13 protein-coding genes are annotated in these 12,462 nt (G+C 77.9%); 9 read left to right on the top strand and 4 right to left on the bottom strand.

Annotated features, from left to right (window positions below; translation table 11 throughout):
- From PYV61_RS11960 to PYV61_RS11940, 5 genes are all read left to right on the top strand, one after another.
- The coding region (locus PYV61_RS11960) for a hypothetical protein (protein ID WP_275831740.1) at window positions 1-537 on the top strand (537 nt) is incomplete at its 5' end.
- A gap of 105 nt (window positions 538-642) precedes the next feature.
- The gene (locus tag PYV61_RS11955) at window positions 643-1,068 is read left to right on the top strand and encodes a hypothetical protein (protein WP_275831738.1); all 426 of its coding nucleotides are present in this window, start codon (window positions 643-645) and stop codon (window positions 1,066-1,068) included.
- 29 nt (window positions 1,069-1,097) lie between these two features.
- Window positions 1,098-1,733: a hypothetical protein gene (locus PYV61_RS11950; RefSeq protein WP_275831736.1), complete on the top strand. Its 636-nt coding sequence runs from the start codon at window positions 1,098-1,100 to the stop codon at window positions 1,731-1,733.
- Between the two features lie 56 nt (window positions 1,734-1,789).
- Window positions 1,790-2,140 (top strand): hypothetical protein, encoded by a 351-nt coding sequence (locus tag PYV61_RS11945; protein WP_275831734.1) that lies wholly within the window; start codon window positions 1,790-1,792, stop codon window positions 2,138-2,140.
- Window positions 2,130-2,669 carry a hypothetical protein gene (locus PYV61_RS11940; RefSeq protein WP_275831732.1) on the top strand — a complete coding sequence of 180 codons (540 nt, stop codon included), beginning with the start codon at window positions 2,130-2,132 and terminating at the stop codon, window positions 2,667-2,669. The genes PYV61_RS11945 and PYV61_RS11940 overlap by 11 nt, the downstream gene beginning before the upstream one ends.
- An 18-nt stretch (window positions 2,670-2,687) precedes the next feature.
- Here the strand turns inward: PYV61_RS11940 and PYV61_RS11935 are convergent, their stop codons facing one another.
- Window positions 2,688-3,455: an alpha/beta fold hydrolase gene (locus tag PYV61_RS11935; protein WP_275831730.1), complete on the bottom strand. Its 768-nt coding sequence runs from the start codon at window positions 3,453-3,455 to the stop codon at window positions 2,688-2,690.
- 87 nt (window positions 3,456-3,542) lie between these two features.
- On the opposite strand from PYV61_RS11935, the gene PYV61_RS11930 reads away from it, so the two are divergent.
- A complete protein-coding gene (locus PYV61_RS11930; protein ID WP_275831728.1) occupies window positions 3,543-4,562 on the top strand; it encodes a hypothetical protein in 1,020 nt (339 codons plus the stop codon).
- Here PYV61_RS11930 and PYV61_RS11925 read toward each other — a convergent pair.
- The gene (locus tag PYV61_RS11925) at window positions 4,534-5,370 is read right to left on the bottom strand and encodes an alpha/beta fold hydrolase (RefSeq protein WP_275831726.1); all 837 of its coding nucleotides are present in this window, start codon (window positions 5,368-5,370) and stop codon (window positions 4,534-4,536) included. The genes PYV61_RS11930 and PYV61_RS11925 overlap by 29 nt on opposite strands.
- Before the next feature lie 110 nt (window positions 5,371-5,480).
- On the opposite strand from PYV61_RS11925, the gene PYV61_RS11920 reads away from it, so the two are divergent.
- Entirely contained in the window at window positions 5,481-6,446 is a 966-nt protein-coding gene (locus PYV61_RS11920; RefSeq protein WP_275831724.1) for a PRC and DUF2382 domain-containing protein, read from the top strand.
- A gap of 72 nt (window positions 6,447-6,518) precedes the next feature.
- Window positions 6,519-7,046, top strand: coding sequence for a DUF2382 domain-containing protein (locus PYV61_RS11915; RefSeq protein ID WP_275831722.1), 528 nt, complete (start codon window positions 6,519-6,521; stop codon window positions 7,044-7,046).
- A 196-nt stretch (window positions 7,047-7,242) separates the two neighbouring features.
- Here the strand turns inward: PYV61_RS11915 and PYV61_RS11910 are convergent, their stop codons facing one another.
- Complete coding sequence (locus PYV61_RS11910; protein WP_275831720.1) at window positions 7,243-9,807, bottom strand: PAS domain-containing protein; 2,565 nt, start codon at window positions 9,805-9,807, stop codon at window positions 7,243-7,245.
- A 180-nt stretch (window positions 9,808-9,987) separates the two neighbouring features.
- Here PYV61_RS11910 and PYV61_RS11905 point away from each other — a divergent pair, with 180 nt between their 5' ends.
- Window positions 9,988-10,593 carry a CDP-alcohol phosphatidyltransferase family protein gene (locus PYV61_RS11905; protein ID WP_275831718.1) on the top strand — a complete coding sequence of 202 codons (606 nt, stop codon included), beginning with the start codon at window positions 9,988-9,990 and terminating at the stop codon, window positions 10,591-10,593.
- 12 nt (window positions 10,594-10,605) lie between these two features.
- Here PYV61_RS11905 and PYV61_RS11900 read toward each other — a convergent pair whose 3' ends face one another.
- Entirely contained in the window at window positions 10,606-12,375 is a 1,770-nt protein-coding gene (locus tag PYV61_RS11900) for a hypothetical protein (protein WP_275831716.1), read from the bottom strand.
- Window positions 12,376-12,462: the final 87 nt, after the last annotated feature.

Here is a 12,462-nt window from a genome sequence, read left to right as displayed (position 1 = left end):
GCGGCGCGCGAGGTGACGCTCACCGGTGCCGCGCCCGCCGAGGCGGCGACGGCGCTGCGCCGGTGCGGCGTCGCGCGGCTCGCGCCCGGCGAGGCGTCGGTGGGCACGACCTGCGTCGCCCACCTCTCCGCCGACGGACGGCGGCTCCGCGTCGCCGTGGTGCTCGGCCGCGTGCCGCTCGCCGCGTCGCGCGGGACGCCGGGGCAGGTCCCGCAGTACGCCGTGGCCCCCGACGCGCCCGAGACCGGGGTCACGCTGACCTGGTGGGACGGCGCGCGGTGGGCCGTCGAGGGGCTGCAGGCCACGCTGTCGGGGGAGGACCTGCGGCACCCGGTGCTCGACGCGCTGGCGGCGCGCCTCGCCGACCGGACGGGCGTCCACCTGCTGCGGACGTTCGCGGTGGACTTCGAGCACCACCCCGACGGCGTGGCGGGGCTGGCGCCCTTCCTCGCGGAGGCGGAGCGGCAGGCGGCGGCGCTGGCGGCCGGGACGCTGCTCCCGGGGATGCCCGGGACGGGGGTCCGGCTGGGCCCCTGAAGGTTCTTTCGGCGGGCGTGAGTGGGTTCGCGGCGTTTTCGCGCGCTCTGGAGTGAGGCGGTCCCGGACCGCCCCTTCCCACGCCACTCCTCATGGAGGCCCGCCATGCGCGCCCACCGTTCGCTCCTCGTCGCCGCCCTCGCCCTCTCGGCCGCCGCCGTCGCCCGCCCGCTCGCCGCCCAGGCCGCGCGCGCCGAGGCCCCGCGCGCCGACGTGGTCGCCGCCCCGGCCGTCCGCCCGCTGGCCGTCTACCGGCTGGGGCGCACCGCGCTCGCCGGGCTCCCCGGGCACGTCACCGTGTCCGACTCGGCGGGGACGCTCGTCGCCCGCTACCGCGCCCCCGGCGCGAACCGCGAGCAGCCGATGACGGTCACCGTCATGCAGACGGACCTCGTGCTGCAGGCCGAGACGGCGGGCGGGCTGCTGACGCTCCTGCTGGAGCGGCAGAACGACGCGTCGAGCGCCGCGCTCACCGGCCGCTGGTGGCTGGGCGCGCAGGAAGGGGTCCTCCGCGCCACGCGCGACGAGTGACGCCGGGGCGGGCGCCGCGTCTCCCGCGGATGACCCGCCCCACCCCGCCCCGCCCCCGCGTCCGCCCGTGGGTCGTCGCGCTCGCGCTGGGCGCGGGGGCGCTCGGGCTCTGGTGGCCGCGGCTGCTCCCGTGGCGTCGCGGCGTCGCCGTCGCCACCGGCGTGGTCGACGTGCGGAGCGACTCGGCCGTCGACCCGCGCATCGTGCGGGTCGCCGAGGAGGCGGGGCGCCGCGTGCGCGCGGCGGGGCTCGCGATCCCCGCGCGCCAGCTCGTGCTGCTGTGCCGGTCGCGCGCCTGCTGGTTCGCCAACCCGTCGCCGCGCTGGTCGCGCGCGACCACGCGCCTGTTCGACGGGCTCGTCGTGCTGTCGCCGTGGGTCCCGCTCGGCCCCCTCCCCGCGGCCGCCGAAGCGCCGCGCCCCGGCGGGTGGGCGCGCCCGCTCTACTGGTCGCTGCCGGCGTCGCGGCACGAGTGCGCGGTGCGCGTGCTCTTGCACGAGCTGGCGCACGTCGCCGACATCCGCCGCCGCGGACGGCTGCGCGCCTGGCGCGCCGGGGCGGGCGAGGCCGAGGCGTTCGCGTCGCGGGTGGCGCGCGCCACCGCGCGCCCCGACAGCGCGCTCGGCCCCACCGAGTGCGCCGGCGCCGACGGGATGGACGGATAGCGCGGCGCGCGGCGCGACGTAGCTTCCGACGGCCCCCGACGACGAGCGCCGTCCGCATGTCCGACGAATCGCCATCCCCCGCCCCGGCCGCGCGCGCCCGGTCCGCGCACGAGCTGCGGCGCCTCGGCGCGGAGTACCTCCGCCGCGCCAACGCGCACATGGCGCACGCCCGCCACGCCGGGCACGGCGGCGGCGCGTACGTCCCCCTCCCCGAGACGGCGGAGGAGCACGCCGGGCAGTACCTCGTGCACTGCGACTCGCCGCGCGCCGCGCTCGAGGCGCTCGACTACCAGCTGCGGAACCTGGACGCCGGGGAGAACGAGGCGCTCTGGCGCGCCGCGCGCGCCCTCCTGGCCGACGTGGTCGCGCGCACGCCGGGGCGGCGCCGGGGGGACGATGGCCGCTGACCACGAGGGCGGGCCGCCGCAGCTGCCGGTCGCGCTGACCTTCGCCGGGGTGGCGGGGGCGCCGGCGTCGGGCGGCGCGCCGACCGTGCTGCCCGCGGAGCTGGGGGAGACGCTGCGCGCGTTCTTCGACGCGCACCCGACGGTCGCGTGGGTGCAGTTCGAGATCGCGCTGAGCGAGGACGGCGAGTCGCTGGAGTTCGCGGGCGGGACGCTGCACCGGCTCGGCGGGCAGCCGCTGCGCGAGGGGCGCGACGCGGAGCGCGCCGCCGCCGACTTCCGCCGCCTGCTGCGCGCCGACGCGCGGCTCGCGGAGCTCCCCGTCGTGCTCACCGTCGCGACGGGCGGGATCGACCACGCGTTCCGCATCGCGCGCGAGGCCACCGGCGCGGCGCCGGGCGTGCCGTCCGCGGGCGCCCCCGACGAGGACGAGCGCGCGATGCGGCGCGAGCGCGCGCGCCTGGCCGAGCGCGACGCGCGCTACGACCAGCGCGACTTCATCCCCGACGACGACGGGCAGCCCGGCGCCTGACGCCGCGCGGCCGCGCGGTCAGGGCTCGGCCAGCCAGCCGCGCAGCAGCGCGGTCGTCGTCGCCGGCGCCTCCATGGCCGGCAGGTGGCCGCAGCGCCCGAACACGTGCAGCGACGCGCCGGGGATGGCGCGGAACATCGCGCGCGACTCGGCCAGCGGGGTGAGCGCGTCGGCGTCGCCGACGGCCACCAGCGTGCGGACGGCGATCGTCGGCAGCAGCGGGCGGGAGTCGGGGCGGCCGAGGATCGCCGTCTGCTGGCGGAGGAACGCCTCCGCGCCCACGCGCTCGGCCATCGCGCGCACCTCGTCGCCGAGCGGGGTGGCGACGCGGTCGGCGTGCACGAGCTGGCGGAGCAGGCGCGTGGTGACGCCGGCGAAGCGCCCGTGCCGCAGCGACGCCATCGCCGCGCGCCGCCGCGCCGCGCGGTCCGCCGAGGCGGCGGCGGCGCTGCTGGCGAACAGCGCCAGCCGCGTCACGCGCGCCGGCGCCCGGCGCAGGATCTCGAACGCCACGTAGCCGCCCATCGAGAGCGCGGCCAGCGCGAAGCGCGGGGGCGCGCCGGCGAGGGCGCGGTCGGCCATCGCGCCGACGTCGTCGTCGCGCGTCAGGTCGGCCACGCGCGCGTCGGCCACGTCGGCCAGCCCCGTCACCTGGTCGCGCCAGAGGCGCGCGTCGCTGAGGAGGCCGGGGAGCAGGAGCAGCGGCGTGCGCTCGACCATGGCGTGCCCGGTCCGCGAGGGAGCCCAGTCCCCGGTGCGTCCGGGTCCGCGCCCGCGTCGGCGCACGGCAATCTTACCGCGCGCCCACTTCCCGCGCCGCCCGCCGGCGCGCTAGCTCTCGGTCGAGCGCCCCGTCCCCGATCCCCGCCGCCCATGCGCCCCGCCGTCGCCCTGCCGCTCGCCCTCGCCCTGGCCGCGCCCGTCGCGGCGCCTCTCGCGGCGCCGCTCGCCGCGCAGGTGCCGGGGGTCGCCGGCACGCTCGTCGTCACCAACAAGCGCCCGTCCACGCTGACGATCCTCGACGTCGCGTCGGGGCGCACGCTCGCCACGCTCCCCACCGGCGCGGGGCCGCACGAGGTGGTGCTGTCGCGCGACGGGCGCACCGCGGTCGTCACCGACTACGGCGGCCGCCCCGCGGGGACGACGCTCACCGTGGTCGACGTCCCCTCGGCGCGCGTGACGCGCACCATCCCGCTCGGCGAGTACCGCGCGCCGCACGGCCTCGTCTTCCTCCCCGGCGACTCGCTGGTGGCGGTGACGTCGGAGGCGACCGGCAACGTGGTCGTCGTGCACGTCGGCGACGGCGCGGTGCGCCGCGCGGTGCCGACGCAGGCGGCGGGGTCGCACATGGTGGCGGTGGCCGCCGACGGCGCGACCGCGTTCACCGGCAACATGGGCGCGCACAGCGTGTCGCGGCTCGACCTGCGCGCCGGCACGCACGTGGCCAGCTGGCCGGTGCCGAACGTGCCCGAGGCGATCGGCGTCACCCCCGACGGGCGCGAGGTGTGGGTGGGGAGCAACGCGCTGCACCGCGTGAGCGTCCTCGACGTCGCGACGGGCGCGGTGACGACGGCCGCCGACAGCGTGGACTGGCCCTACCGCGTGCTGTTCACCCCCGACGCGCGCACGGTGCTGATCCCCGACATGAACCGCGACGTCGTGCGCTTCCTCGACCGCGCGTCGCGGCGCGAGCTGGGGCGCCTCGCCGTCCCCGGCGGCGGCCCGCAGGGGATCACGCTGACGCCCGACGGGCGCCACGCCTTCCTGTCGCTGAGCAAGGAGGGGCGCGTGGTCGTGATCGACGTGACGGCGCGCCGCGTGGTCGGGTCGCTGGCCGCGGGCGAGACGCCCGACGGCGTCGCGTTCACGCCGACGGTGCAGCCGCGGCGGTAGCCGGCGCGGCGGGGCGGGCGGCGGGCGCGCCGAGGGTCCGCCCCACCTCGTCGAGCACGCGCGCCGGCGCCTCGCGGTGCGGCACGTGGCCCACCCCGTCGAGGATCACCACGCGCGACGGGCCCCGCACGCCGGCCGCGATGCGCCGCGGGTGCGCGACCGAGCCGTACTCGTCGCCGTCGCCGTGCAGCGCGAGCGTCTGGCAGCGCACGTCGCGCAGCACGTCGTCGAGCGACCAGCCCGCGAACGACGGCGCGAGCCACGTCTCGGTCCACGCGTCGAGCACCCAGCGCGCCTTGTCGCCGTGGTAGCGCGCGAGGCGCTCGACCTGGCCGGGCGCGCGGAACGCCGCGCGCGCGGCGCGCACGCCGGCGAGCGTGCGGTCCTCGACGAAGCTCTGCGCCGACACGGTGACGAGCGCCTCGCACGCGTCGCCGAGCCGCGCCGCGGTCGCGACCGCCATCCCGCCGCCGACGCTGTGGCCGAACGCGACCACGCGCGCCAGCCCCAGCGCGGCGCGCACCGGCGCGACGCCCGCGTCGACCTCGTCCGCCACGAACGTCGGCGGCAGCGTGCCCGGGTGCGGGTCGGAGCGCCCGAAGCCCAGCCGGTCGTACGCCACCACCGTGCGCCCGGTCGCGACCGCCAGCGCGGCCGGGAAGTCGCGCCAGAGCTCGACGCTGCCGAGCGAGTCGTGGAAGAGCAGCACCGGCGCGGCGCCGGCGCGCGCGTCCGCGGGCGCCCACGTGCGCGAGAACAGCGCGCCGTGGGGCGTGGCGATCGTGTGGTCGAGTGCGGTGACGGTCATACGACACTCTAACACCCGCGTCGTCCGGTACGCCGGCGCGCCGCCGGAATACCGCTTGCCTGCACCCGCCGGTCCGTCCGATCGCAGCCATCTTCCCACTGGAGTCATAGATGCCGTATTCCTCGCTCTCGCAGCACCGGAACGTCCAGTTCCCCGCCGAACTCGCCGACGTGCGCGGCTACGAGGTGCGCACGCGCGACGACGACGACAAGGTCGGGCGCGTGGACGACCTGATCTGCTCCCCCGACGGCAGCATCCGCTACCTCGACGTCGACCTCGGCGGCTTCTTCAACACGCGCCACGTCGCGCTCCCGATCGGCGCCGCGCAGGTCGACCGCGCGAACGACGTCGTGTGGGTGATGGGGATGACCAAGGACCAGATCAAGGCGCTCCCCGAGTACACGGGCGACGCCGGCCTGATCGACGACGGCTACGAGTCGCGCACGCGCGGCGTGTACGGCTCGCAGGCGGCCGACCGCGACCTGTACGACCAGGGCCGCTTCTACGCCGCGCGCGGGGGCGAGGGCGCGCGCGAGGCGCGGCTGGTGCTGTCGGAGGAGCAGCTCTCCGTCGGCAAGCGCCAGGTGCAGGCGGGCGAGGTCGGCATCCGCAAGACGGTCGAGACCGAGCACGTGCGCGAGTCGGTGCCGCTCATGCGCGAGGAGGTCACGATCGAGCGCCACCCGGTGTCGGCCGACGCGTACCGCGGCGACCTGGACATCGGGGAGGACGAGATCCGCGTCCCGCTGATGCGCGAGGAGGCCGTGGTCGAGAAGCGCGTCGTCCCGACCGAGGAGGTCGTGCTCCGCAAGCAGGCCGTGACGGAGCAGCAGGAGGTCGAGGCCGACCTGCGCCGCGAGCGCGCGGTGGTCGACGACGCGGCGGTGCGCACGCGCCAGGGGCTCGCGGGGACGCGCGTCGTCGGCGGCGCGTCGGGCGCGTCGGCCGCGGCCGACCGCGCCACCAACTCGGGCCCGGCCGACCGCCTCGCCGGCCGCGCCGACGACCTCAAGGACCGCGTCGACGGCAACCCGGCGTCGCGCCCGGGCCCGGACGCGACGGACCGTCGCATCTGACGCCGCACGCCCGCGGTCGGCCGGGCGGCGCATCGCGCGCCGCCGGGCCGGCCCGGGCCGGCAGGAGACCGCATGCGTCCACACGACAACGAGCGGCTGATCCCGCTCCGCTCCCTCCCCGACCACCGGCTCGCGGCGGGGGAGCCCGACATCCGCGGCTGGGAGCTGCGCGCCGCCTCGGGGCGCCGCCTCGGCGTGGTCGAGGAGCTGCTGGTCGACCCGGCCGACGACGCGGTCGCCGCGCTCGCGGTGGCGGTCGACGGCGGCGACGGCCTCGCCGTTGTGCCGCTGGCCGACGCGCGGATCGACGCGCGCACCCGGGTGGTGCACGCCGACGTCGCGCCCGACCGCCTCGCCGCGAGCGCGCGCGCGTCGCGCGTCCGCACGGCCGACGCGGCGCCGCACCCCGGCGTCACCGTCGAGCGCCAGGCCGACGGCGGGCAGGTGATCCGCGTCCCCGTGGTCGAGGAGGAGCTGGTGGTGGAGCGGCGCCCCGTGGTGAAGGAGGTCGTCGTGATCCGCAAGCGCGCCGTCGCCGACGAGCGCGTGGTCGAGGCCGAGCTGCGCCGCGAGCGCCTCGAGGTCGACCGCCGCGATTAGCGCACCTCGCGCATGCATGGGAGGGCCGCGTTCCGCGCGGTCCCCTCAGCGTTCGCGGATCGCGACGTGAGCGCCGGGCGCCGAGCGCCGATGGTCACGCCGCGCTCGGCGCCCGGCGCTCCGCGCTCGGGTCGTCGCCCACGGGCGTGCGGCCGCGCGCGCGAGACCCTGCCTTCCGACGAGATCGGGAGCTGCTCTACGGTGCGTCGTCGGCGCGCGGCAGCGCCAGCGTGAAGGTGCTGCCCGCGCCCGGCGCGCTCTCGACCGTCAGGTCGCCCCCCATGCCGCGCGCCAGGTCGCGGCTGATCGCGAGCCCGAGCCCCGTCCCCTCGGCGGTGCGCGTCAGGTCCGCGCGCACCTGCACGAACGGGTCGAAGATGCGCTCGTGCTGGTCGGCCGCGATCCCGATCCCGCTGTCGCGCACGGCGATCGTCACGCGCGCGTCCGCCTCGGCCGCCGTCAGCGCGATGCGGCCGCCGCGGTCGGTGAACTTCACCGCGTTGGAAAGCAGGTTCACCAGCACCTGCCGCACCTTCTCGGCGTCCGCGCGCACTTCCAGCGTCGGCGCGCACTCGGCCACCACGAGCGCCAGCCCCTTGGCGCGCGCCTGCGGCGCGACCAGCGCCTCGGCGGCCGCCAGCACGTCGCGCACGCGCACCGCCGTCAGGTCGAACTGCACGGCCCCCGTCTCCAGCCGCGCGTAGTTGAGCACCTCGTTGATGAGCCCGAGCAGGTGGCGCTGGCTCGCCTGGATGCGCAGCAGGTCCTCGCGCTGCGCCGCCGAGATTGGCCCGCGGATCCCAAGCTCCAGCAGCTCGGCGTAGCCGCCGATCGCGTTGAGCGGGGTGCGCAGCTCGTGGCTCATCACCGCGAGGAACTCGCTCTTCGCCTGGTTGGCCGCCTCGGCTTCGGCGCGCGCGGCGCGCTCGGACTCGAACAGGCGCGCGCGCTCCAGCGCCTGCGCCGCCTGCCGGCCGAAGGCGAGGAACAGCTCGCGGTCCGCCTCCGTGTGCACGCGCGGCGCGTCCCACGAGAACGACATCGCCCCCACCACGTCGCCGGCGACCGCGAGCGGCACCGTCGCCACCGCCTGCGTCCCCAGCTCGTCGAAGAACGGCGCCGCGTCGGCGAAGCGCGCGCGCAGCGCGCCCCCCTCCTCGACGAAGATCGGCGTGCCGGCGCGCAGGCACACCGCGACCGGGCCGGCGCGGGTGAGCGGGAAGCGCGTGTACGCGCGCACGACCGACGGCGACAGCCCGTGGTGCCGGAGGATCGCCCCCTCCCCCGGCCCGTCGGGGCCCGGCGGCGTCACCCGCAGCGCGAGCATCCCGGTCGTCGCGTGCGTCGCGGCCACCCCCTGCGCGACCACCACGTCGGCCACCTGCTCGGGCGTCGTCGTCGCCGCGAGCGCGGCGGTGAGCGCCTGCAGCCGGTCGGCGCGCTCGCGCGCGCGCTCCACCTCGCGCCGCGCGCGCACCTGCTCGGTGACGTCGTTGCCGTGGGCGATCACCCCGACGCGCCGCGGCGTCCCCCCGGCGTCGGCCTCCACCAGCGGCAGGTACACGAAGTCGAAGACGCGCTCCTCGGGCGCGGCGCCGGGCGACGTCGAGAGCCGGATCGGCACCTCGCGCCCGACGTACGGCTCCCCCGTCTCCACCACCCGGTCGAGCAGCCGGTCGAACCCCTGCCCGCGCAGCTCGGGGATCGCGTCCAGCAGCGGCCTGCCGATCACGTCGCGGCGCCCGTTGAGCGCGAGGTACGCGTCGTTGGCGAGCACCAGCACGTGCTCCGGGCCGCGCACGATCGCCAGCACCGACGGCGTCTGCGCGAACACCGCCGCCAGCCGCGACCGCTCGACGTCGAGCGCGGCCAGCAGCCGGTCGCGCTCCGCGTCCGCCGCCCGCCGCGCGCCGACGTCGCGGAAGTGCACCATCAGCCCGCCCGCCCACGGATAGGTGCGCACGTCGAACCAGGTGCCGAGCGGCGGGAAGTACGCCTCGGCCGAGGTGACGCGCCCGGTCGCCATCGCCTCGCGGTACGGCCCCTCGAACGGCGAGCCGACGACGTCCGGGAAGCACTCCCACAGCGTGCGCCCGAGCAGCGCCGCGCGGCCGCTCCGCAGCAGCCCCTCGGCGGCGTCGTTCACGTAGGTGAAGCGCCACTCGCGGTCCACGAGGTAGAACGCGTCGGCGATGCTCCCCAGCACCGCCTCCAGCCGCGCGCGCGCCGCCTCGGCCTCGCCGCGCGCCCGCTCGCTCTCGCCGAGCAGCCGCTCGATCTCGCGCCGCGCGAGCACCTGCTCGGTGTGGTCGACCGCGAAGTTGAGGATCCCGGTGACCCGCCCCTCGGCGTCGCGCACCGCGACGAAGCGGACGTCGAACCACGCGTCCACCACGCCGGTGCCGTCGCGGTCGTAGCGCAGGTGCGTCTCGGGCCCGACCCACGGCTCGCCGGTGGCGTAGACGCGGTCCATCCGCTCGTACACCCCCTGCCCCTCCAGCTCCGGGAACGCCTCGCGCACGGTGAGGCCGGTGACGTCGCGGCCGCCCCCGCTGATCCGCCGGAACTCGGCGTTCACCAGCACGTGCCGGTGCTCGGGCCCGGCGAGCAGCGCCACCGGCGCCGGCATGTGGCGCACGAGCGCCTCGAGCCGCGCGCGGTCGGCCGCGGCGAGGGCCAGCAGCTCGGCGCGCTCGCGCGCCGTCCCCGGCGCCTCCCCGGGCGCTCCCCCGGTCCCCCCCGATGTCGTCCCCACGTCCATGCGCCGCCCCGTTCGTCGCGTGCCGGGCGACGGACGGAAATCCCGCGCCGGCGCGGCGCGCCCCCCGGTCCAACCTAGCCGCCCGGGGCGGCCGGCGGGGGGCGCCGGAACCCGGGGCCCGGCTGTAGCATAGGAGAGGGGTGCGGCAGTCCCGCCGCCCGGGTCCGCGGAGCCGAGGCCATGGCCAACCTGATCACCGTCCTGCGCACGCTGCTGGCGTTCCTCGCCGTCGCCATGCTCCGCTGGCACACGTGGGAGATCTACGTCGGCGCGGCGGTGCTCACCGTCCTGCTGATCTGGATGGACGCGTGGGACGGCTGGGTCGCGCGCCGCCGCAACGAGGCCTCCAAGGCCGGCGCCGTGTTCGACATCCTCGGCGACCGCGTCGTCGAGATGACCTACTGGATCGCCTTCGCCTCGTTCGGGTGGATCCCGGTCTGGGTCGCCGTGCTGGTGTCGGCGCGCGGCATCCTCGTCGACGGCTTCCGCGCGCTCGCCTTCGAGCGCGGGCTCACGGCGTTCGGCGCCACCTCGATGATGCGCTCGCGGCTGGGCGCGCTGCTCGTCAGCTCGCGGCTCAGCCGGGGGGCGTACGGCGTCGGCAAGGCGGCGGCGTTCACCCTGATCATCCTCGCCTTCGCCCCCGGGTGGCAGCCGTCGCTCAAGACGACGCTGGCGGTGCTGGCCTACGGCTGCGTCTACGCGACGGTGATCCTGTGCGTGGTGCGCGGGCTGCCGGTGCTGCTGGAGGCGCGGCGCTTCCTCGCCCCCGAGCGCGCGGGGTAGCGGATCGGCGGCTCAGCGCGCGCGGCGCATCGGCCCGTACTCGCGCGGGCAGTCGACCGCGGCGGCGTCGCCGTCGCACTCCGGAGGCGGCGCGAAGTACCAGGGGCGCACCACGCGCACGGCCACCCGCCGCCCGCCGCGCGTCGCGGGCTCGAAGCCGAAGGCCCGGATGTCCGCGCGCAGCGCGTCCGCCGCGCGCGGGTCGGCGCCCGGCATCGTGACCAGCGTCTCCGGCACCGGCGCGCCGAGGGTGTCGACGACGACCGACGCGAGCACTTCCGCGCGTGCCCGGGCGCGCGCCATCGACGCCGGGTAGGGCCCCATGCGGTGGCGCCACACCCCGGGCGCCGAGCGGTGGCGCGCCGCGACCGGCGCCAGCGCCGGGGGACACCCGACGTCGCCCGACGCGTGGACCCGTCCCGCGCGGCGGGGCGGCGTCGTGCGCAGCGCCCGCGCCTCGCGGGACGCGCGCGCGAACGCCGCCAGCAGCGGCGCGTCGACGGGCACCTCCTGGTGGAGCTCGACCGCGCAGCCGCGCAGGTGGCCGATCACCGCGAGCCGCGACGTGTCGCTCACGTAGTCGATCGAGTGTGCGACCACGAAGCGGTTGCCGCCGCTGTCGGGGCCCAGCGCGACCACCGGCCGCTCCCCCGGCGTCCTGACCAGACGTGGGTTGGCCGAGTCGGCCGCCAGGAACGCGCGGACCCGCGCGAGCCAGGCGTCGACGCTGTCGGGCGCGAACCAGTCCTGGCCGGCGGTGACGGTGTGGTTGAGGCGCCAGCCGGCGAAGCGCACCCGCACCCACCCGTCGGCGTCGGCGCGCACCTCGGTCCGCAGCGTGGGCCCGCGCATCCAGTACTCCCGCGGCCGCGGGGGCGGCGCGAGGGGGGCCAGTCCCGCGGGGTCGAACGCGACCACGTGCGTGACCACCTGGCGCACCGGCAGGCCCGCCACCTCCGCGGGCCGGTACCGCCACCGCTCCACGAGCGCGCGCGCCGCGCGGGCGAGCGCGGGCGTGGCGCCGGGAAGCACGGCGATCGACGCCGGTTCGGGAACCCCCGCGGTGTCGACCACGAGGCGCACGCCCACCTCCTCGAACCGTCGCGCGTCGGCCGGCACCTCGTCCGGGAAGCGCGGCACGGGGTTCGTCGCCGCGGGCGACGCGGGGCATCCCACTTCGGTTGCGTAATACGCGCGCTGCAGGGTCGGCAGCGCGGGCTCCGGCGACTCGCGGCCGGCCACCTGGGCCGCGCGCGTCAGCCGCTCGGCCATCCGCAGCAGGTCGTCCGCCTTCGCGGTGTAACCGCGCTGGATGCCCGCGCAGTCCACGAAGCTCACGTAGACGCCGACCTGCTGCGGGCGCTCGTGCACGGTCACCTGCAGGCGGCTGTGCCCCTGACCGAGCGGCGTGACCTCCGCGCCTCGGGCGTGCGCCGATTCGCCGGCGCCGAGCCGCGCGCGCACCTCGTCCGCCCAACGCCTCACCTCCGCGGGGCGCGCCAGCAGGCGCGAGGCGGACGGGCGCTCCCGCGCCTCGAGCTCCCCTTCGAGATGACGCAGCACCACCCAGCCGTCCTCCGTCGCCTCGATCATCGACGGGTTCGAGCGCTCGGGCGCGAACGTCGCGATCGCCAGCGTGCGCGGCCGCCACACATCGAGCGGGACGACCGGCGGCTCGGCGGCCGACGGGCGCCCGGGGGAGCGCTGGGCGTGGGCGGGGAGGACGGGCGCGCCCGCCGCGAGCGCGGCGAGCGTCGACAGCACGCACGGAAGACGTCGCATGCCGGCAGGACGAGCGAGCGCCGGGGCGGGCCACGGCGCGGCGCGCCCCGCGCGTCGCACCTGCGTCCCGCCGCCGGCGCGCGCCGA

This window comes from Roseisolibacter sp. H3M3-2 (assembly GCF_029211165.1).
Classification (GTDB): Bacteria; Gemmatimonadota; Gemmatimonadetes; order Gemmatimonadales; family Gemmatimonadaceae; genus Roseisolibacter.
Note: the sequence above shows the minus strand (reverse complement) of the source record. Positions and strands in the feature narration are given on the sequence as shown.